20 protein-coding genes and 2 tRNA genes are annotated in these 19391 nt (G+C 71.5%); 20 read left to right on the top strand and 2 right to left on the bottom strand.

Translation table 11 applies throughout. The features are described from left to right. Positions 1–214 precede the first annotated feature (214 nt). From ilvD to MVG78_RS13395, 6 genes are all read left to right on the top strand, one after another. Complete coding sequence (gene ilvD, locus MVG78_RS13420) at positions 215–1933, top strand: dihydroxy-acid dehydratase (RefSeq protein WP_247552255.1); 1719 nt, start codon at positions 215–217, stop codon at positions 1931–1933. A 180-nt stretch (positions 1934–2113) separates the two neighbouring features. After that, on the top strand, positions 2114–3139 hold the full coding sequence (gene pdxA / locus MVG78_RS13415; protein WP_247552253.1) for a 4-hydroxythreonine-4-phosphate dehydrogenase PdxA: 1026 nt from the start codon (positions 2114–2116) through the stop codon (positions 3137–3139). After that, positions 3136–3870: a pyridoxine 5'-phosphate synthase gene (locus MVG78_RS13410; RefSeq protein ID WP_247552229.1), complete on the top strand. Its 735-nt coding sequence runs from the start codon at positions 3136–3138 to the stop codon at positions 3868–3870. The genes pdxA and MVG78_RS13410 overlap by 4 nt, the downstream gene beginning before the upstream one ends. 25 nt (positions 3871–3895) lie before the next feature. Beyond that, a complete protein-coding gene (locus MVG78_RS13405) occupies positions 3896–4630 on the top strand; it encodes a 2OG-Fe dioxygenase family protein (RefSeq protein ID WP_428480816.1) in 735 nt (244 codons plus the stop codon). 187 nt (positions 4631–4817) lie between these two features. After that, positions 4818–5114, top strand: a complete 297-nt coding sequence (locus MVG78_RS13400; RefSeq protein WP_247552225.1) for a hypothetical protein — start codon at positions 4818–4820, stop codon at positions 5112–5114. Between the two features lie 4 nt (positions 5115–5118). Continuing rightward, positions 5119–6075, top strand: coding sequence for an SMP-30/gluconolactonase/LRE family protein (locus MVG78_RS13395; protein ID WP_247552223.1), 957 nt, complete (start codon positions 5119–5121; stop codon positions 6073–6075). 21 nt (positions 6076–6096) lie between these two features. On the opposite strand, the gene xth is transcribed toward MVG78_RS13395, so the two are convergent. Both xth and MVG78_RS13385 read right to left on the bottom strand, forming a co-directional pair. After that, positions 6097–6867 (bottom strand): exodeoxyribonuclease III, encoded by a 771-nt coding sequence (gene xth / locus MVG78_RS13390; RefSeq protein ID WP_247552221.1) that lies wholly within the window; start codon positions 6865–6867, stop codon positions 6097–6099. Between the two features lie 18 nt (positions 6868–6885). Then, a complete protein-coding gene (locus MVG78_RS13385; RefSeq protein WP_247552219.1) occupies positions 6886–7260 on the bottom strand; it encodes a HesB/IscA family protein in 375 nt (124 codons plus the stop codon). Positions 7261–7526: 266 nt separating this feature from the next. Here MVG78_RS13385 and MVG78_RS13380 point away from each other — a divergent pair, with 266 nt between their 5' ends. The 14 genes from MVG78_RS13380 to MVG78_RS13315 all read left to right on the top strand — a co-directional run bounded on the left by MVG78_RS13380 (position 7527) and on the right by MVG78_RS13315 (position 19387). After that, on the top strand, positions 7527–8672 hold the full coding sequence (locus MVG78_RS13380) for a deoxyguanosinetriphosphate triphosphohydrolase (RefSeq protein WP_428480815.1): 1146 nt from the start codon (positions 7527–7529) through the stop codon (positions 8670–8672). 83 nt (positions 8673–8755) lie between these two features. Further along, complete coding sequence (gene argS, locus MVG78_RS13375) at positions 8756–10525, top strand: arginine--tRNA ligase (protein ID WP_247552215.1); 1770 nt, start codon at positions 8756–8758, stop codon at positions 10523–10525. 65 nt (positions 10526–10590) lie between these two features. Beyond that, positions 10591–11370 (top strand): SPOR domain-containing protein, encoded by a 780-nt coding sequence (locus tag MVG78_RS13370; protein WP_247552213.1) that lies wholly within the window; start codon positions 10591–10593, stop codon positions 11368–11370. Next, on the top strand, positions 11367–12353 hold the full coding sequence (nagZ, locus tag MVG78_RS13365; protein WP_247552211.1) for a beta-N-acetylhexosaminidase: 987 nt from the start codon (positions 11367–11369) through the stop codon (positions 12351–12353). The genes MVG78_RS13370 and nagZ overlap by 4 nt, the downstream gene beginning before the upstream one ends. Positions 12354–12373: 20 nt before the next feature. Further along, positions 12374–13069, top strand: a complete 696-nt coding sequence (locus MVG78_RS13360) for a site-2 protease family protein (protein WP_247552209.1) — start codon at positions 12374–12376, stop codon at positions 13067–13069. Next, positions 13066–13848, top strand: coding sequence for a segregation and condensation protein A (locus MVG78_RS13355; RefSeq protein WP_247552207.1), 783 nt, complete (start codon positions 13066–13068; stop codon positions 13846–13848). Before MVG78_RS13360 ends, MVG78_RS13355 begins: the two co-directional genes overlap by 4 nt. Beyond that, a complete protein-coding gene (gene scpB / locus MVG78_RS13350) occupies positions 13838–14428 on the top strand; it encodes an SMC-Scp complex subunit ScpB (RefSeq protein WP_247552205.1) in 591 nt (196 codons plus the stop codon). Before MVG78_RS13355 ends, scpB begins: the two co-directional genes overlap by 11 nt. Positions 14429–14610: 182 nt before the next feature. Continuing rightward, positions 14611–15117, top strand: a complete 507-nt coding sequence (gene tatB, locus MVG78_RS13345) for a Sec-independent protein translocase protein TatB (protein ID WP_247552203.1) — start codon at positions 14611–14613, stop codon at positions 15115–15117. A 236-nt stretch (positions 15118–15353) separates the two neighbouring features. Continuing rightward, positions 15354–16118 (top strand): twin-arginine translocase subunit TatC, encoded by a 765-nt coding sequence (gene tatC / locus MVG78_RS13340; protein ID WP_247560438.1) that lies wholly within the window; start codon positions 15354–15356, stop codon positions 16116–16118. A 3-nt stretch (positions 16119–16121) separates the two neighbouring features. Then, on the top strand, positions 16122–17402 hold the full coding sequence (gene serS / locus MVG78_RS13335) for a serine--tRNA ligase (RefSeq protein ID WP_247552201.1): 1281 nt from the start codon (positions 16122–16124) through the stop codon (positions 17400–17402). A gap of 105 nt (positions 17403–17507) precedes the next feature. After that, positions 17508–17581 (top strand) — tRNA-Pro (locus tag MVG78_RS13330). A 49-nt stretch (positions 17582–17630) separates the two neighbouring features. Next, complete coding sequence (locus tag MVG78_RS13325) at positions 17631–17942, top strand: ETC complex I subunit (RefSeq protein WP_247552199.1); 312 nt, start codon at positions 17631–17633, stop codon at positions 17940–17942. Between the two features lie 113 nt (positions 17943–18055). Further along, positions 18056–18132: transfer RNA gene (locus MVG78_RS13320), tRNA-Arg, on the top strand. 163 nt (positions 18133–18295) lie between these two features. Further along, positions 18296–19387 carry an acetoin utilization protein AcuC gene (locus MVG78_RS13315; protein WP_428480656.1) on the top strand — a complete coding sequence of 364 codons (1092 nt, stop codon included), beginning with the start codon at positions 18296–18298 and terminating at the stop codon, positions 19385–19387. Positions 19388–19391: the final 4 nt, after the last annotated feature.

Genomic DNA, 19391 nt, shown 5'->3' with positions numbered 1-19391 from the left:
GCAGGATGCCCGCCTCCGCGGCTTTCCTCGCGTGCCTGTGCCCGGGCCGGTGTCGATTTGGGGTGGAGCACGGCCGCGACTGCGGCGATCCTGCCTTTGCCGCGACCGGAGCCCGGGGGCGGCCATCCGCTCCCCGGTGACGTCCCGGCTCCCGGAATGGCCTCCGGCCGCTCCGGACCGACGCCAGGGAAACGCAGGCCAAGGAAGCCGAGAGATGAGTGCTTGGGACAAGTCCCGCCTGCCCAGCCGCCATGTGACGGTGGGGCCGGAGCGCGCGCCGCACCGCTCCTACTACTACGCGATGGGCATGACCGAGGAGCAGATCGCCCAGCCGCTGGTGGGCGTCGCGACCTGCTGGAACGAGGCCGCGCCCTGCAACATCGCCCTGAACCGGCAGGCGCAGAGCGTGAAGGCCGGCGTGCGCGAGGCACAAGGCACGCCGCGGGAGTTCACCACCATCACGGTGACGGACGGCATCGCCATGGGGCACCAGGGGATGAAGTCCTCGCTCGCCTCGCGCGATGCCATCGCCGACACGGTGGAACTGACCGTGCGCGGCCATTGCTATGACGCGCTGGTCGGGCTCGCCGGCTGCGACAAGTCGCTGCCGGGCATGATGATGGCCATGCTGCGGCTGAACGTGCCCAGCGTCTTCATGTATGGCGGCTCGATCCTGCCCGGCACCTACAAGGGCCGCGACGTGACGGTGGTCGATGTCTTCGAGGCGGTGGGCATGCATGCCGCCGGGAAGATGTCGGACGAGGAGCTGCACGCCCTGGAATGCGTCGCCTGCCCCAGCGCCGGGGCCTGCGGCGGGCAGTTCACCGCCAACACCATGGCGACGGTGAGCGAGGCGATCGGGCTGGCGCTGCCAGGCTCGGCCGGCGCGCCGGCACCCTATGAGGACCGCGACCGCTGGGCCGTGGAATCGGGCCGGGCGGTGATGGATCTGGTGCGCCGCAACCTCCGCCCGCGCGACATCGTCACGCTGAAGGCGCTGGAGAACGCGGCGGTGGTGGTGGGCGCCACCGGCGGCTCGACCAATGCCGGGCTGCACCTGCCGGCCATCGCGCATGAGGCGGGCATCCGCTTCACCATGGACGACGTGGTCGCGATCATGCGCCGCACGCCCTATATCGCCGACCTGAAGCCGGGCGGGAAATACGTGGCGCTGGACGTCCACAAGGTCGGCGGCATCCCGGTGATCATCAAGGCGCTGCTCGATGCCGGGCTGCTGCATGGCGACTGCCTGACCGTGACGGGCAGGACGCTGGCCGAGAACCATGCGGAGGTGGTCTTCCCGGCCGACCAGGACGTGATCTACCCGGTGTCGAAGGCGATCACGCCCACCGGCGGCGTGGTGGGGCTGAAGGGCAACCTCGCCCCGGACGGGGCCATCGTGAAGGTGGCGGGGATGAAGAACCGCCGCTTCGAGGGCACGGCGCTCTGCTTCGACTGCGAGGAGGATGCCTTCGCCGCCGTGGACCAGCGCGCCTACAAGTCCGGCGACGTGATCATCATCCGCTACGAGGGGCCGAAGGGCGGGCCGGGGATGCGGGAGATGCTCTCCACCACCGCCGCGATCTATGGCCAGGGCATGGGGGCGGAGGTGGCGCTGATCACCGATGGCCGCTTCTCCGGCGCCACGCGCGGCTTCTGCATCGGCCATGTCGGGCCGGAGGCGGCGGTGGGCGGGCCCATTGCCCTGCTGCGCGACGGCGACCGCATCGTGATCGACGCCGATGCCGGCACGATCGACGTGCTGCTCCCCGACGAGGAACTGGCCGCGCGCCGGGCGGCCTGGAAGCCGCGCGGCACGGACTACAACAGCGGCGCGCTGTGGAAATACGCCCAGCTCGTCGGCCCCGCGCATCTGGGCGCGGTGACGCATCCGGGCGGAGCCGCGGAGACACATTCCTACCCGGATCTCTGAGGGCGGCTTCCCGTCAGGAAAACGCCCATCGTCTCGCGGAGGAAGTGGCCTGCTTCCGCGGGAGGATCGTCACCTTTTGAAACACCCTGCTGGCGGCAGGGCAGGCATGTTCCTGCTGCCGTTTTCCTCACCGCCGCTGCCTGCTCCATCTCAGCGGTCCCACAGCAGATCTGGCCGATCATGGATGCCGATGCCCTTCCCCTGGCCCTGACGATGGGCGACCCCGCCGGGATCGGCGGGGAACTGACCCTGGCCGCCTGGGAGATCGCCCGGCATGGCGAAGACCCGGTCTTCGTAGCCCTGGACGATCCGGCGCGCCTCGCGGCCCTGGCGGCCCGGCTCGGCCGTCCGGTGGCGCTGGCGGAGGTGGCCGATCCCTCCGAGGCCGCCGCCATCTTCCCCGGGCGCCTGCCGGTGCTGCCCGTGCCGCTCGCCGCGCCGGTCACGCCGGGGCGGCCCGACCGGGTGCATGCGCCCGCCATCCTTGCCTCGATCGAGACAGCCGTGAGGCTCGCCCAGGCGGGGAAGGTCGGTGGCCTCGTCACCAACCCGATCAGCAAGGCTTCGCTCTACGGCGCGGGCTTCGGCTTTCCCGGCCACACGGAATATCTCGGCGCGCTCACCGGCCTCGCCGAACCGCCGGTGATGATGCTGGCCTGCCCGGAACTGCGCGTGGTGCCGGTGACGATCCATGTCTCGCTCCGCCGCGCGCTGGAGGATCTGACCACGGCGGAGATCCTCCGCACCGGGCGCGTGCTGCACCGCAGCCTGCGTTCCGATTTCGGCATCGCATCGCCGCGCATCGCCGTGGCCGGGCTGAACCCGCATGCGGGGGAGGGCGGCGCCATGGGCCACGAGGAAGGGCGCATCGTCGTCCCCGCCATCGAGGCCCTGCGCGCCGAGGGGATCGACGCCTTCGGCCCCCTGCCGCCGGACACGATGTTCACGCCCCGCGCCCGCGCCGGCTACGACGCCGCGCTCTGCATGTACCACGACCAGGCGCTGATCCCGCTGAAGACGCTCGACATGGATGGCGGGGTGAACGTTACCCTCGGCCTGCCGGTGGTGCGGACCTCGCCGGACCATGGCACCGCCTTCGACATCGCCGGGCGCGGCATCGCCGAACCCGGCAGCCTCCTCGCCGCCCTGCGCATGGCCGCGGGGATGGCCGCCCGTCGCAACACCATCCCCGGAGCCGCCCCATGAGTCTTCCCATCCGGCTGGGCGTGAACGTCGATCATGTCGCCACGCTGCGGAACGCGCGCGGCGGCACGCATCCCGACCCGCTGGCCGCGGCGGTCCTGGCGCTGGAAAGCGGCGCCGACAGCATCACCGTGCATCTGCGGGAGGACCGGCGGCACATCCGCGACGCCGATGTCCGCATCATGCGGGAGCGGCTCCAGGCCCCGATCAACCTGGAAATGGCCGCGACGGCGGAGATGCGGGACTTCGCCCTGGCGATCCGCCCGCATGCCGCCTGCCTGGTGCCGGAGCGCCGGGCGGAGCTGACCACCGAGGGCGGGCTGGATGCCGCTGGGCTGGAGGCGCAGCTCGCCCCCATCGTGGCAGCGCTGCGCGGGGCGGGGACGCGGGTCTCGCTCTTCCTCGACCCGGAGCCGCGCCAGATCGAGGCCGCCGGGCGGCTCGGCGCCGGGGCGGTGGAACTGCACACCGGCACCTATTGCGAGGCCGCGCCCGGCCCGGCGCGGGACCGGGAGCGGCAGCGGCTCGCCGAGGCGGCGCGGCAGGTCGCGTCGCTGGGCATCGAATGCCATGCCGGGCACGGGCTGGACTATGTCACCGCCGCCGAGATGGCCGCGGTTCCGGAGATCGTGGAGCTGAATATCGGCCACTTCCTGCTCGGCCAGGCGTTGTTCGATGGCCTGGGCGCCGCCGTGCGACGCATGAAGCAGGTGATGCTGGAGCACCGTCCATGACTGTGGTTACCAGAAGCCGGGGGAACTGGCGGAAGCCATTCGCCAGTCGGGCTATGTCTTCCTGCCCGGCCACGAGGTCACGCGACTCCTCGACCCCGCGGGGGAGGCCCTGGCCGGCGCCCCGTGGAAGGAATTCGTGGCGAGTTGGAACGACCTTCGCCCCGACGCGCATATGGCCGATGGCGGCCGCTACCGCCTGCGCCGCCATGCCGTCTTCGGCGCGGCGCAGGGCGAGCCGCTGCTGCGCGGCCCGCACCAGCCGCATTACCAGACCCTGCACAACAACCCGCTGAACGGCGGGCATGAGCGATGGTTCGAGCCGGTGGAGCCTGGTATCGCGGAAGGCGCGCCGCTGTCGCGGCTGCTGAGCGGGGCGCGGGCGGTCTTCGAACTCGCCGGGGCGGCGGCGCCGCGCTGGCATGTGGAGATGCACCAGTTCCGCATCGAGGCGCGTCCCAATGCCGCCGGCAAGCCCACGCCGGAGGGCATGCACCGCGACGGCGTGGATTTCGTGCTGGTCACCCTGATCGGGCGGGAGAATGTGGCGGGCGGCGTCACCGGCATCCGTGTGGATGGCCGGGGGAGCAGCCCCCCTGGCGAAACGAGCTTCACCCTGGAGAACCCGCTGGACACGGTGCTGCTGGACGACCGGCGGGTCTGGCATGGGGTGACGCCCGTGGTGCCGATCGATCCGTCGCGGCCCGGGCACCGGGACGTGCTGGTGCTGACCTTCGCCCAGCGGGCACCGCACCGGGAATGATCCCATGCCGGGGGAGGCGCCGCCGCCTCTCCCGCTTTTCATCCGGCGGCACGTTCCGGGCGGGGCCATCGCGGTCCATCCTGCCTACCCTTCGTGCGGAGTCTCCGACCTTGTCGTTCCGTCCCGCCTCCTCCGCCGCAGGCACCATGACACGCCTCGCGGCCCCCTCGCAGCCTCCCTGGGCATCGTGACGCTGCTGGCCGGCTGCGTGCCGCCGCCTCCGCCCCCGCCCGAGGTGCCGCCCCATGCCTCGCGGCAGCCCTATCCGCCGATTCCCGCCCTGCGCGTGGAGCCTGAGCCGCCGCGCCCGCCGAGCGCGGAGTATGTCTGGCAGCCCGGACACTGGCAGTGGGATGGCGTCGCCTATCGCTGGGAACCGGGCCACTACGTGCTGCGCCACATGGCGGGTGGGGGCCAGTGGCGGCATGGCGAATGGGTCTGGACCCGTGGTGGCTGGGTCTGGGAACCGGGCGGCTGGCGCTGACGGGATGACGGGCGGGGCGAGCCGCCGCCGCTTCCTCGGCGGGGCCATGATGCTGGGTGCCATGGCCCTGCGGCCTTGCCCGATCCTGGCCCAATCCCCTCCGGCTCAACCTCCTGCGGAACCCGGGCGGGACGGCATTTCCGGGGAGGCGCCGCGCTACACCGGCCGGGCACTCAGTCCCGTGCCCAACGAGGCGGCGATACAACGCCGCTTCTGGGCCCCGGGGCTGAACGAAGCCTATGTGCCCCAGGGCCTGACCGTCCTGGGCGACGAGATCCTGGTCGCCGCCTATCAGAGCCTGGTGCACGAGCAGGCGAACGGCCCTTCGCGCGTCTTCCGCCTGTCGCGCCGGAACGGCAGGCTGCTGGGCAGCTTCGCCCTGCCGGTGGAATTCGGCCATCCCGGCGGTCTCGCCACCGATGGGCACGTGCTCTTCGCCGCCAATTCCGGCATGATCCTGGCGCTGGATGCCGCGGGCATCGGGGCACCGGACGGGCCGCGGCGGTTGTCGATGCAGCGGGTGGACAAGGCCATAGGACCGGCCTTCCTGGCCTGCGACGGCCAGTCCCTCTGGTTCGGCCCCTGGCGGAAAAGCGGCGCCCCGCATCTCCATGCCGTGCCCGTGTCCCGCTTCCTGGGGGCGGAAGGCGGTCCTGTCACCCCGGCCGATGCGGTGCGTGACATCCCGCTGCCGCTCCGGGCACAGGGGGCGGCGGTGGATGCGGAGGGGCGGATCTGGATCGCGTGCAGCGCCGGCGCCGCGCCGGGTGAGCTGCACCGGCTGGACCCGCTGGACGGCAGCCGGCTGGAAAGCCATGGCGCGCCCGGCGGGATCGAGGATCTCGGCTTCGACCGGGACGGGCTGCTCTGGTCGGTCAGCGAGGCGGGGTCACAGCGCTGGAACGCCTGGCCGACCTTCTTCCCGCTGGTCTTCGCCATGGATGTGGCGCGGCTGCGATAGGCGCACTGCCTGGGGGAAAGCTCAGTCCACCAAGTCGAACAGTACGGGCGCATGGTCGGAAGGGCTTTCCTCCGCCCGGGCTGCGACATCCACACGGGTGCCGGTCAGCCGTTCCGCCAGTTCGGCCGAGAGCAGGGCGTGGTCGATGCGCAGGCCACGGTTCTGCTCGAAGGCTGGTCCATAGTCCCAGTAGGTGTAGATCGTCTCCTCCGGATGCAGCGCCCGCACCGCGTCGGTCAGGCCCAGATTGACCAGGGCGCGGAAGGCGGCGCGGCTTTCCGGGCGCACCAGCGCATCGGTGGGGGGCAGGGCGCGCGGGGCGAGATCGGCCTCGGTGGGGCAGACGTTGAAGTCGCCCAGGATGGCCAGCGGCGTGAAGCGGTCCAGCCGCTCGACGGCCAGGGCGCGCAGCCGCTCCATCCAGCGCAGCTTGTAGGCATAGCCGGCCTCGCCACCCGAATTGCCGTTGGGCAGGTAGATGCCGATCAGGTTCATCCCCGCCGCCCGCACCTCGATGAGGCGGGCGTGGTCGTCCTCCGCCTCGCCGGGCAGGGTCTCGCCCAGCACCTCGAAGGGGATGCGCGACAGTACCGCGACGCCGTTGCGGCCGCCCGGCTGGCCCACGGCATGGCAGCGGTAGCCGAGTGCCTCGAACTCCATCGCCGGGAATTCCTCGGTCCTGCACTTCAGCTCCTGAAGGAAGACGAGGTCGGGCTGCTGGCGTTCCAGCATGTGGCGGAGGTTCGGCGCGCGCTTGCGCGCCGAATTCACGTTGAAGCTGCAGAGTCGCAAGGGAGGGGTGACGCCTTCTCAGCCGACCGCGAAGGAGACGCCGCAGCCACAGCCCGAGACGGCCTGCGGGTTGCGCACGGCGAAATGCGCGCCCATCAGCGCATCGGTCCAGTCCAGCTCCGCGCCCTGGAGGAAATCCAGCGAGACCGGGTCGATGAAGACCGGCGCGCCCTGGCCATCCTCGGCCCGCACGACCGTGTCCTCCGCCTCGGGCTCGTCGGCGAGGTCGAACTTGTATTGCAGCCCCGAGCAGCCCCCGGCCTCGACCGCGAGGCGCAGCCCGGCATGGGGGCGGCCTTCGCGGGCGGCGATCTCGGCGATTTGCCGGTGGGCGCGCGGCGTGGCGCGGAAGGGCGGGGAAGGGGGTGTCTGGCTACCGTCCGGCATGGTCATCGGAACTCCATCAGCCTCCTAGATAGGACGTCCGGCCGCCGCTTTCCAATCGCCCCCGCGACAGGGGCGCGGGCCGGGCGGAGGCGGCGGGGTTGCCGCGCCCGCATGGCCGGTGCTAGGGCCGGAGCCCCTTTTCCCATCCGGACAGATCCGAGCCCCCTTCCGTGCAGGACCCTTCACCCGCGATCCGCCCCGGTTCGCCCGCCGGTCCCGCCAGGGACGCCGGCTCCCCCCAGGGCGGGCCTGCCCAGGTTCAGGCCCCAGGTCTGGCTCCTTGGGCTGTGCATCCTGGGGCATCGCGCGGCAGGCTTTTCGCCGAGCCGGGCAGCGGGGCGCGCTCCCCCTACCAGCGGGACCGGGACCGGATCATCCACTCCACGGCCTTCCGGCGGCTGCAGTACAAGACCCAGGTCTTCATCTATCACGAGGGCGACGAGTTCCGGACGCGGCTGACCCATTCCATCGAGGTCGCCCAGATCGCCCGTTCCATCGCCCGGCAGCTCCGGCTGGACGAGGATCTGGCCGAGGCCCTGGCCCTGGCGCATGACCTGGGCCACCCACCCTTCGGCCATGCGGGGGAGGAGGCGCTGAACGGGGTGATGCGCCCCTGGGGCGGCTTCGACCACAATGCCCAGAGCCTGAAGGCGGTGACGGCGCTGGAGCGCCGCTATGCCGATTTCGACGGGCTGAACCTGACCTGGGAGACGCTGGAGGGCCTGGCCAAGCACAACGGCCCGCTGCGCCGCCCGCCGCCCTATATCGCCGAGTACGACGCCCGGCACCCGCTGGAACTGTCCACCCATGCCAGCGCCGAGGCGCAGGCGGCGGCGATCGCGGACGACATCGCCTACAACAACCACGACCTGGATGACGGGCTGCGGGCCGGCATCTTCACGCTGGAGGAGATCGCGCATCTGCCGCTGATCGCCGAGGCGATGGAGGATGCGAAGGCGCATGTGCCCGCCGGCACCTCGCGCGCGCGGCTGGCGGCGGAGATCATCCGCCGGGTCATCAACGCCATGGTCAACGACGTGGTGGCCGAGGCGCAGCGCCGCATCGCCTTTCTGGAGCCCCGCAGCGCCGACGACATCCGCGCCGCCGCCGCCCCGGTGGTGGTGTTCAGCGCCCGCATGACAGCGCTGAACGAGGAGACCCGGGCCTTCCTGCGGGAGCGCATGTACCGGCACTGGCGGGTGAACCGCACGGCGCAGAAGACCCGGCGGGTGCTGCAGGTGACCTTCTCCCTGCTGCATGGCGGGCCGGACATGCTGCCGCCGGAATGGCGCGCCCAGGCGGACGGGCCGGGCAGCATGCGCACGGCGGCGGTGGTCTGTGACTACATCGCCGGCATGACCGACCGCTTCGCGCTGGAGGAGCACCGGCGGCTCACCGACCCCAACATGCCGGGATAGACCGGCCGCGATGGTTCCAAGGATGGGACTGTCCCGTTAGAGAGACCTTTCTTGCCCCGCGGCAAAGCCCACTAGGAACTTCCATGTCACAGGACGTTTTCCAGACCCTGCGTGCCGAGGTCGTCGCGCAGCTCCGCGCCATCCTGCCGGACCTGCCGGAGGAAGCCTTCGCCCGTGTCCTGGTGGAACCGCCGCGTGACCCTTCCCATGGCGACATGGCGACCAATGCCGCGATGGTGGTGGCCAAGCAGGCGAAGCTGCCGCCGCCGAAGCTGGCCGCCGAGCTCGCCGCGCGCCTCGCCGCCTCGCCGCTGGTGGCCGAGGCCACGCCTGCCGGGCCGGGCTTCGTGAACCTGCGGCTGCGCGAGGATGTGCCGCGGGCGCAGATCCCGCTCGTGCTGAAGGCCGGGGAGGCCTATGGCGACGGCAGGCTGGGCGGCGGGCGCAAGGTGGACGTGGAATACGTCTCCGCCAACCCGACCGGGCCGATGCATGTGGGCCATTGCCGCGGCGCCGTGGTGGGCGATGCCCTGGCCAACCTGCTGGCCAAGGCCGGCTGGGACGTCACCAAGGAATACTACATCAACGATGCCGGGGCGCAGGTGCAGGCCCTCGCCTGGGCGGCCTACTGGCGCTATCTCCAGGCCCTTGGCACCGCGCTGACGGAGGAGGAATTCGCGGCACAGGTGCCCGGCGGGCTGCAGTATCGCGGCGAATACCTGATCCCGGTGGGCGAGGCGCTGAAGGCGCGCTTCGGCGACAGCCTGGCGCCAGGCGCGAAGCCCGCCGATCCGGCGAACTGGCTCGACACGGTGCGGTCCTTCACCATCGACGCGATGATGGCCGAGATCCGCGACGACCTCGCGGCGCTGGGCGTGAATTTCGACGTCTATATCAGCGAGGCGCAGCTCGTCCGCGACGGCGTGGCGGACAAGGCGATCGCCGAGCTGGCGGCCAGGGGCTATGTCTACGAGGGCGTGCTGGAGCCGCCCAAGGGCAAGACCCCCGATGACTGGGAGCCGCGCCCGCAGACGCTGTTCCGCTCGACGCAGTTCGGCGACGACGTGGACCGGCCGCTGCGCAAGAGCGACGGCTCCAACACCTATTTCGCCAACGACATCGGCAACCATGCCGACAAGATCGCGCGCGGCTTCGACGAGCTGGTGCAGGTCTGGGGCGCCGACCATGGCGGCTATGTCAAGCGCATGCAGGCGGCGGTGAAGGCGCTGTCCGGCGACCGGCCGGTGCCGCTGGACGTGGTGCTGGCGCAGATCGTGAAGGTGATGAAGAACGGCGAGCCGGTGCGGATGAGCAAGCGCGCCGGCACCTATGTCACCCTGCGCGACCTGATCGACGAGGTGGGCAAGGACGCGGTCCGCTTCACCATGCTGACCCGCAAGGCCGATGCCCAGATGGAGTTCGATCTGGACAAGGTGGTCGAGCAGTCGCGCGACAACCCGGTCTTCTATGTCCAGTACGCCCATGCCCGCTGCCGCTCCGTGCTGCGCCAGGCGAGGGACCCGGCACCCGCGGAACTGGCGGAAGCCGCGATGGATTCGCTGTCCGATCCCGCCGAAATGGCGCTGATCCGGCGCATCATGACCTGGCCCCGCACCGTGGAGGCCGCTGCCGCGGCGCGGGAGCCGCACCGGATTGCGTTCTATCTTGGTGACTTGGCGGCGGATTTTCACCTATTGTGGAACCGGGGCCGCGATGACGCGACCTTGCGCTTCATCCGGGAGGAAGACCCGGCCGCCACGCGTGCGAGGCTCGCCCTCGTCGCCGCCACGGCCATGGTGATCCGCTCGGGCCTGCGCGTCATGGGGGTGACGCCAGTCGAGGAGATGCGGTGAGCGAGTTCCATACTGTCCCGTCCTATCGGGTTCAGCGTCAGAGCAGTGGGGGATTGCCCTGGCGCATGCTGGCCGTGGCCGGCGGGCTGACCGCCGTGCTGGGGGTCGGCGCGGCCGCCGTCTGGGGCGTGTCGCGCGTCGTTTCCAACGGCGTTCCGGTGATCGAGGCCGATAGCCGGCCGCTTCGCGTTCGCCCGGACGATCCCGGGGGACTGCGCGTCGCCAACCAGGGCGAGCGCATCTTCGAGACGCAGAACCAGCCGCAGCGTGGGCGCGCCGGACAGCCGGGCGTGCCCGCCCAGGCGCAGATCGCCCCGGCACCCGAGCAGCCGAACCTGGAGGCGCTGCGCCAGGCGGCCCAGGCCTCGCGCATGGCGCAGCGTACGGCGGTGCCCACGGCACAGCCGGCGGCCACCGCGCCAGCCGTGCCGCCTCCGGTCGCCGAGGCGCCGCAGGCTCCGGCCGAGGCGGTGACCGCCCCGGCTGCCAACCCGGCCGCCAGCCCGGCCCCGGGGGCCCGCGCCCCCGAACCTGCCCCGCGCCAGGAAACCCGGGCCGAGGCGCATGCCGAGCCCGCCCGCCCCGCCGCCAGCGGCAGCGCGCTGGTGCAGCTCGGCGCGCTGGGCAGCGAGGAAGCCGCCCATACCGAATGGAACCGGCTGAAAGGCCGCCTCGGCGGGCTGCTGGCCGACCGGCGGCCCATGGTGGTGCGCTTCGAGCGGCCGGGCATGCCGACCATGTGGCGCCTGCGCACCGGCGGCTTCAGTGACGCCGCCGCCGCCCGCAGCTTCTGCGAGGCCGCCAGGGCCAAGGGCGCCCCGGCCTGCGCGGCGATCGGCGGATGAGCCGCGCCGCCATGCCCGCCGCCGCGATCCTCGGGATCTCCGGCACCAGCCTGACGCCGGAAGAGGCGGCGCTGTTCCGCCGCCACCGCCCGGCGGGGGCCATCCTGTTCGCGCGCAACATCGCCGACCCGGCGCAGCTCCGCGCCCTGACCACCGCGCTGCGCGAGGTGCTGGGGGAGGAAGCGCCGATCCTGGTGGACCAGGAGGGTGGCCGCGTCGCCCGGCTGCGCCCGCCGCACTGGCCCGCCTTCCCGCCGGGCGCGAGCTTCGAGGGCCGTCCGGAAGCGGCGCTGGAGAATGCCGCGCTGCTGGGCGCCACCTGTCTGGAGATGGGGCTGGACGTGGTCTGCGCCCCGGTGCTCGACCTGCGCCATCCCGGCGCGCATGACGTGATCGGCGACCGTGCTTTCTCCGAGGACCCGGCCGAGGTGGCGCGGATCGGCGCGGCCTGGATCGCCGGGCTGCGCGCCGCCGGCTGCATCCCGGTCATCAAGCACATCCCCGGCCATGGCCGCGCCATGGCGGACAGCCACCTCGACCTGCCGCGCGTTTCCGCCACCCGGGCGGAGCTGGAGGCGGACCTCTTCCCCTTCCAGGCGGTCTGCCGCCCCGATTCCGGGCGCGGCGCCTGGGCGATGACGGCCCATATCCTTTATGACGCGCTGGACCCGGAACGGCCTGCCACGCTCTCGCCGCGCGTGATCGAGGGGGTGATCCGCGACGAGGTCGGATTCGACGGGCTGCTGCTGTCCGACGACCTCGCCATGAAGGCGCTGTCCGGCAGCCCGCAGGACCTCGCGCTGCAGGCGCTCACCGCTGGTTGCGACGTGGTGCTGCATTGCCCCGGCATCCTCGCCGAGAACGCCGCCCTGCTGGAGTCCTGCCCGCGCCTGACGGATCGCGCCGCGGAACGGATGGAGGAGGCCCGCGCCACCGCGCTGGCGTCCCGCCGCCCGCTCGGCGCCGTTTCGGCCTCGGTCTGAGCCCGGTTCCGCTCCCCGCCATGCTTGAATGGCTTCCGGAACTCCTCGCGGCGGCGATCGCCGCCATCCTGGCGATCACCCTGCACGAGGCGGCGCATGGCTATGCCGCGCTCTGGCTCGGCGATGACACGGCGCAGCGGGCGGGGCGGCTCAGCCTGAACCCGATCCGGCATGTGGACCCGGTGGGCACCGTGCTGGTGCCCGGCTTCCTGGTCATCTCCCAGTTGCTGACCATCGGCACGGTGCAGGTCATGTTCGGCTGGGCCAAGCCGGTGCCGGTGAACCAGTTCCGCCTGCGCAACCCCCGCTTCGGCATGGTGGCGGTGGCGGCGGCAGGCCCCGCGATCAACATGGTGCTCGCCTTCCTGGCGGCCCTGTCCGGCCATGTGGTGGATGCCGTGTCGCTGCCGCCGGAACTCGCCGCCTGGATCTACCGACTCCTCTCGCTGATGATTCTGTCCAACCTGCTGCTGGGGCTGTTCAACCTGATCCCCATCCCGCCCATGGATGGCGGCCGCATCCTGGGTGGGCTGCTGCCGCCCCGGCTGGGCATCCCCTTCCTGCGGCTGGACCGGCTGGGACTGCTGCTGGTGGTGCTGGTGCTCTTCATCCTGCCGCAGCTCTCCTCGGCCTGGGACCCGATGGGCTGGCTGCTGCGCTATGCGGTCGGCCCCGCCTTCAACGTCGTCATGCGCGCGGCGGGATACGGGCTGTGAGCGGCGCATCGCCGGAGCCCCAGGCCCTGCTGCTGCGGCTGGAGGGCTATGAGGGCCCGCTGGACCTGCTGCTGGAACTGGCGCGGGCGCAGAAGGTCGATCTGGCGCGGCTCGATATCCTGGCCCTGGTAGATCAGTATCTCGCGGTGATCGAGGGCGCCCGCCGGGTGCGGCTGGAACTGGCCGCCGACTGGCTGGTCATGGCCGCTTGGCTCGCCTGGCTCAAGTCGCGCCTGCTGCTGCCCGACCCGGAGCCGGACGAGGATGCCGAGGCCGCCGCGGTCTCGCTCACCGACCGCCTCCAGGGGCTGGAAGCCTTGCGCGCCGGTGCCGCCTGGCTGGACGGGCAGCCCAGGCTGGGGCGCGACTTCTTCGGGCGCGGCCTGCCCGAATCCCTGGTGCAGCGGCGGGACGGGGAGCTGGAGGCCGATCTGCCCGGCCTGTTGCATGCCTGGGCCACAGCCATCCGCCGGGCCGAGTCGCGCCGCCCCTATGTCCCGAAGCCCCGCAAGCTCTGGACGGTGGGCGAGGCGCTGAGCCGGCTGGAACGGCTGATCGGCGCCGCCGGGCCGGATTGGGGGGAGCTGGAGCGCTTCCTGCCGGAAGGGCTGGCGCTCGATCCGGTGGAACGCCGCGCGGCCATCGCCAGCACGCTGATCGCCGGGCTGGAACTGGCCAAGCATGGCGGGCTGGAACTGCGGCAGGAGGCGGCCTTCGGCCCGATCCTGCTGCGCGCCGCCCGCATGAGCGAGGAGGAGGACACCGCCGATGCTGCCTGAGGCCGCGCTGCGCATCGCCGAGGCGCTGATCTTCGCCGCCGACCGGCCCGTCACCACCGCCCGGCTGGCCCAGGCCCTGGGCATCGGCGGCGACGAGAAGGATTCGCTCGACCCCGCCGCCATCCTGCAGACGCTGCGCGACCGCTATGCCGGGCGGGGCGTGGAACTGGTGGAGGTGGGCGGCGGCTGGAGCTTCCGCACCGCACCCGACCTGGCACCGCTGCTGACCCGGGTGGTGGAGGTGCCGAAGCGCCTGCCGCGCGCCGCCATGGAGGTGCTGGCGGCCATCGCCTGGCGCCAGCCGGTGACGCGGGCCGAGATCGAGGAACTGCGCGGCGCCTCGGTCTCCCAGACCTCGCTGGAGGCGCTGCTGGAGGCCGGGCTGGTCGCCCCGCGTGGGCGCAAGGAAAGCCCTGGACGCCCGGTGCTCTGGGGCACCACCCCGCGCTTCCTGGAGCATTTCAACCTGCGCTCCCTGGCGGAGCTGCCGCGCCAGGAGGACCTCGTGTCCCGCGATGCGCCGGTCCTGATCGAGGCCCAGGAGGAAATGGCCGAGGAAATGGCGGAGTCGGCTTCCTGAACGCGGCTTCATCCGCCGGGGGGCGGAGAAAGGGGGCAGGGGGGTTTCGCTCGGCCTGCCGCCGGTCCAGATAGGAAGCCGGGCGCATTGGCGCGCCCGGGCGTTCCTGCTAACGGAGACAGCGCCTTTTCCGAACCCGGCGGCCTCCGGGACACGACCTCTATAGGGCTTGAGCGAAGCACATGTTCGACCTCGCCTGGTCCGAGATCGCGGTCATCGTCGTGGTGGCGATCGTCGTGATCGGCCCGAAGGACCTTCCGGACACCATCCGCACCGTGGCCAAGGGCATCGGCAAGCTGCGCCGCATGGCGGGCGAGCTGCAGGGCCATCTGGACGAGGTGGTGCGCGAGGCGAAGCTGGAGGATGTGCGCGACCAGATCCGCGAGATCCGGAATTTCGACATCAAGGGCGAGATCCAGCGCACCGTGGACAAGGACGGCTCGCTCCGTTCCGCCTTCAACGACGATCCCTTCCGCGCCCAGCCCGCAACCCCCTCCGCCGATGCCGCGCCGGCCGTCCAGGCCGCCCCGGTGGGCGAGGCGACGCCCCCGGGCGCCGGCACCGACGCGACCGCCGTGGCGGCCGACCCGGACCCGGCCCGGGCCGCCGATGCGCCCCCTCCACCGCCCCAGTCCAGGAAGCGGCGGCCCCTGCCGGCCCCGCGGAGGCGATCCCGACCGAGCCGCTGACGCCGGTCCCGGCCTCCGCCCGGCCACAGCCCGCGCCGCTCGACCAGCCGTCCGTCCCACCATCCGCCCCACTGTCCGCCCCTGGCGCGCAGACCCCCGTTCGCGATGCGCCGGTGCCCCCGGCCCGGACGGCGGAAGCCCAGACCCCGCCGGCCGGCGAGCCGGCCAACACCCACAAAGCCTGAAAAAGACCGCCAGTGCCCCGCGACCCGGACGATACGATCAACGACAAGCCGATGCCGTTGATCGAGCATCTGCTCGAACTCCGCACCCGTCTGCTCTGGTCCTTCGGGGCCTTCTTTGTCGCCTTCGCGATCTGCTACTATTTCTCCACGCAGATCTACGGCTTCCTGGCGCGGCCGCTGGCCGACATCCTGCAGCAGCAGGGCGCGGGGGAGCGGCGGATGATCTTCACCGCGCTCTACGAGGCCTTCTTCACCTATCTGCGGGTGGCCTTCTTCGGGGCGGTGTTCATCTCCTTCCCCGTCTGGGCGACGCAGCTCTGGCTCTTCATCGCACCCGGCCTCTACAAGTCCGAGAAGCGGGCGGTGATGCCCTTCCTGATCGCCTCGCCGATCCTCTTCGTGATGGGCGCGGCGCTGGCCTACTACTTCATCTTCCCGCTGGCCTGGCGCTTCTTCATCTCCTTCGAATCCCCTGGTGGCGCGGCGGGCGGCCTGCCGGTGCAGCTGGAGGCCAAGGTGAGCGAGTACCTCTCGCTCGTCATGCACATGATCCTGGCCTTCGGCGCGGCCTTCCAGTTGCCGGTGGCGCTGACGCTGATGGCGCGGGTCGGCATCGTGACGGTGGACCAGCTCAAGAAGGGCCGCCGCTATGCCATCGTCGGCATGTTCATTGCCGCCGCGGTGCTGACGCCGCCGGACGTGATCAGCCAGGTCGGCCTCGCCGTGCCGCTGCTGCTGCTCTACGAGCTGTCGATCATCGCCGCGACCTGGATGAACCGCCCGAAGAAGACCCCGGCCGACAAGACGAAGACCTGACCGATGCACGATATCCGCGCGATCCGCGCCAACCCGGAAGCCTTCGACGCAGGCATGGCCCGCCGCGGCCTGCCGCCCGCCGCGGAGCGCCTGATCTCCCTGGATGCCGAGCGCCGCACCGCGACCACGGCCGTCGAGGAGGCGCGCGCCGCCCGCAACAGGAAGAGCCGCGAGGTCGGTGCGCTCAAGGCTGCCGGCAAGCACGAGGAAGCGCAGGCGCTGATCGACGAGCTGGCGGCGGGCGAGCGCGTGTCCGGCGAGGCCCTGTCCAGTGCCGAGGCGGCGCTGCGCGAGGCCCTGGCGGAGCTGCCGGCGCTGCTGGCCGAGGACGTGCCCGATGGCGCGGACGAGAACAGCAACGTGGTGCTGCACCAGCATGGCGCGCCGCAGAACTTCCCCTTCCAGCCGAAGCAGCACTTCGAGCTGGGCGAGGCGATGGGGCTGATGGATTTCGCCTCCGCCGCCAAGCTCTCCGGGGCGCGCTTCACCGTGCTGCGCGGGGCGCTGGCGCGGCTGGAGCGCGCGCTGGGCAACTGGATGGTCAACCTGCATGCCGAGCATGGCTATGAGGAGATCTCCGTCCCGCTGCTGGTGAATGACGAGGCGGTCTTCGGCACGGCGCAGCTTCCGAAATTCGCCGAGGACCTGTTCCGCACCACGGATGGGCGCTGGCTGATCCCGACCGCCGAGGTGCCGCTGACCAACCTCGCCGCCGGGGAGATCCTGCCGGACGCCGCCCTGCCGCAGCGCTACACGGCGCTGAGCTACTGCTTCCGCTCCGAGGCGGGCTCGGCCGGGCGCGACACGCGCGGCATGCTGCGGCAGCACCAGTTCATGAAGGCCGAGATGGTCTCCGTCACCCGGCCCGAGGATTCGGCCGAGGAGCACGAGCGGATGACACGCTGTGCCGAACGCGTGCTGAGCGAGCTGGGGCTGGTCTGGCGGCGGATCGTGCTCTGCGCCGGCGATACCGGCTTCGCCTCCAGCAAGACCTATGACCTGGAGGTCTGGTTGCCGGGGCAGGGGGCGTGGCGGGAAATCTCCTCCTGCTCCAACATGCTGGACTTTCAGGCGCGGCGGATGAACGCCCGCTATCGCCCGAAGGACGAGCCTGGCGGGAAGAAGGCGCAGCCGGCCTTCGTCCACACCATGAACGGCTCCGGCGTCGCGGTGGGCCGCGCGCTGATCGCGGTGATGGAGACGCACCAGCAGGAGGACGGCTCTGTGCTGGTGCCGGAGGTGCTGCGCCCCTGGATGGGCGGGCTGGAGCGCATCGGCCCCTGACGTCGCGATCCGCAGATCTCTTCACGACCCCGGCGGCAAAGCCGCCGGGGTGCCTTGCGCCCGGACCCGCCTGCCCATAGGTTCCGCGCGCAAACCTTTCCGGCACGGGGCGTGGCGCAGCCTGGTAGCGCGCCTGTTTTGGGTACAGGAGGTCGTGGGTTCGAGTCCCGCCGCCCCGATACCGGCAAGGGTTCCAGGGTTTACGCCAAAGGATTCGAAGGTACGGCGATGAGCAAGGCCCGCATCTACAGCCCCCCGAAAAGCGCGATGCAGTCCGGCCAGGCCCGCACCCATGGCTGGGTCCTGCGGCATGTTCCCGACCAGCCGAAGCGAATTGACCCGCTGATGGGCTGGACCGGCTCCGCCGATACGGAACAGCAGGTCGTCCTCCGCTTCGACACGCTGGAGGAAGCCGAGGACTACGCCCGGGCGAACGGCATCGACTACGAGGTCGAAGCCCGGCGCCAGGTTCCGACCCTGAAGCCGAAATCCTACGCGGACAACTTCCGCTGGGGCCGCAAGCAGAACTGGACCCACTGAGCCCTGCTTGTCGCTTCTCGCCCCGGCTATCCTGGGCTAGAGCAGTTTCCGGTCAGGCGGCACAGCCCGGCCAGAGGGAGAATTCAGGGAGGGTTTCCCGGAACATCCCGGCAGCGCCCTTAGCTCAACTGGACAGAGCAACCGGCTTCTACCCGGTTGGTTGGGGGTTCGAGTCCCTCAGGGCGCACCAGCCTTCCGATATGACATGTCACGATTATTCGACTGACATGCCGAATGCCCTATAGCGTCACCCCTCGACAGGCCGGGCGGCGCGCCGACATGGCGGGGTGATGCAGCCAGAGTCCGACCCCGATGCCAGTTGGCAAGCCTCCGCGCTTGTGGCTCCGCTCCTGGTGGGTTCGGAGATCTACCGCCACTCCACCTATGGCGGGAAACACCCACTGGCCATCGCCCGCGTCTCCACCGCCCTGGATCTGATCCGGGCCCTGGGCTGGCTCGACCCGGAACGCTACCGCGACAGCCCCATGGCCACGCCGGAGCAACTGGCCCGCTTCCATACACCGGAATACGTCGCGGCCCTGCAACGGGCTGAGGCGGAGCAGTCGGCGGATGAGGCGGTGCGCGAGCGCCATCACCTCGGCGCCCATGGCAACCCCATCTATCGCGAGGTCTTTCGCCGCCCGGCGACGGGGGCCGGAGGCGCGATCCTGGCCGCGCGGCTGGTGCGGCATGGCGGCATCGTCCATGTGCCGGGTGCCGGCACCCATCACGCCATGCCCGACCGGGCCAGCGGCTTCTGCTATGTCAACGACGTGGCGCTGGGGCTCTTCGCGCTGGTGGATGCCGGGCTGGAGCGCGTCCTCTATGTCGATATCGACGCGCATCACGGCGACGGGGTGGAACTCGCCTTTCACGGCGATCCGCGCGTCTTCACCCTCTCCATCCACGAGGCCAATCGCTGGCCCCGCACCGGCACCATCGAGGACCGGGCAGGGGGCCATGCCCGCAATATCCCGGTGCCGGAGGGCTTCAACGACAGCGAGATGGACTGGGTGCTCCGCAACGCCGTCCTGCCCCTCGCACGGCACCTGCGGCCCCAGGCCATCGTGCTGCAATGCGGCTCCGACGCGCTGGAGGAAGACCCGCTGTCCCGGCTGGCCCTGTCCAACAACAGCCATTTCGCGGTGGTGCGGGCGCTGCGGGGCCTGTCGCCACGCTTCATCGTGACCGGCGGCGGGGGCTACAACCCCTGGTCCGTCGGGCGCTGCTGGGCCGGGGTCTGGGCCACGCTGAACGACCTGCCCATCCCCGCCCGGCTGCCACCGGCGGCCGAGGCGGTGCTTCGCGGCCTCTCCTGGTTCCGCGCCGCCGGCCGGGCACCGCCGGAACACTGGTTCACCACGCTGCGGGACGAACCCCGCCCAGGGCCCGTGCGGGCGGAGATCCGCGCGCTCTGTGCCATCACCCTGCGCGATCTGCCCTGAGCTG

Source organism: Roseomonas gilardii subsp. gilardii (assembly GCF_023078375.1).
In the GTDB taxonomy this organism is placed as follows: domain Bacteria; phylum Pseudomonadota; class Alphaproteobacteria; order Acetobacterales; family Acetobacteraceae; genus Roseomonas; species Roseomonas gilardii.
Note: the sequence above shows the minus strand (reverse complement) of the source record. Positions and strands in the feature narration are given on the sequence as shown.

Bases quoted from the DNA above. Each gene is read 5' to 3' on its own strand.
- tatB (WP_247552203.1), top strand. From the start codon at position 14,611: ATGTTCGACCTCGCCTGGTCCGAGATCGCGGTCATCGTCGTGGTGGCG.
- MVG78_RS13395 (WP_247552223.1), top strand. From the start codon at position 5,119: ATGACGGGCGGGGCGAGCCGCCGCCGCTTCCTCGGCGGGGCCATGATG.
- tatC (WP_247560438.1), top strand. From the start codon at position 15,354: ATGCCGTTGATCGAGCATCTGCTCGAACTCCGCACCCGTCTGCTCTGG.
- MVG78_RS13360 (WP_247552209.1), top strand. From the start codon at position 12,374: ATGCTTGAATGGCTTCCGGAACTCCTCGCGGCGGCGATCGCCGCCATC.
- nagZ (WP_247552211.1), top strand. From the start codon at position 11,367: ATGAGCCGCGCCGCCATGCCCGCCGCCGCGATCCTCGGGATCTCCGGC.
- argS (WP_247552215.1), top strand. From the start codon at position 8,756: ATGTCACAGGACGTTTTCCAGACCCTGCGTGCCGAGGTCGTCGCGCAG.
- serS (WP_247552201.1), top strand. From the start codon at position 16,122: ATGCACGATATCCGCGCGATCCGCGCCAACCCGGAAGCCTTCGACGCA.
- MVG78_RS13325 (WP_247552199.1), top strand. From the start codon at position 17,631: ATGAGCAAGGCCCGCATCTACAGCCCCCCGAAAAGCGCGATGCAGTCC.
- scpB (WP_247552205.1), top strand. From the start codon at position 13,838: ATGCTGCCTGAGGCCGCGCTGCGCATCGCCGAGGCGCTGATCTTCGCC.
- MVG78_RS13385 (WP_247552219.1), bottom strand. From the start codon at position 7,260: ATGACCATGCCGGACGGTAGCCAGACACCCCCTTCCCCGCCCTTCCGC.
- MVG78_RS13370 (WP_247552213.1), top strand. From the start codon at position 10,591: ATGCTGGCCGTGGCCGGCGGGCTGACCGCCGTGCTGGGGGTCGGCGCG.
- MVG78_RS13410 (WP_247552229.1), top strand. From the start codon at position 3,136: ATGAGTCTTCCCATCCGGCTGGGCGTGAACGTCGATCATGTCGCCACG.
- pdxA (WP_247552253.1), top strand. From the start codon at position 2,114: ATGGATGCCGATGCCCTTCCCCTGGCCCTGACGATGGGCGACCCCGCC.
- ilvD (WP_247552255.1), top strand. From the start codon at position 215: ATGAGTGCTTGGGACAAGTCCCGCCTGCCCAGCCGCCATGTGACGGTG.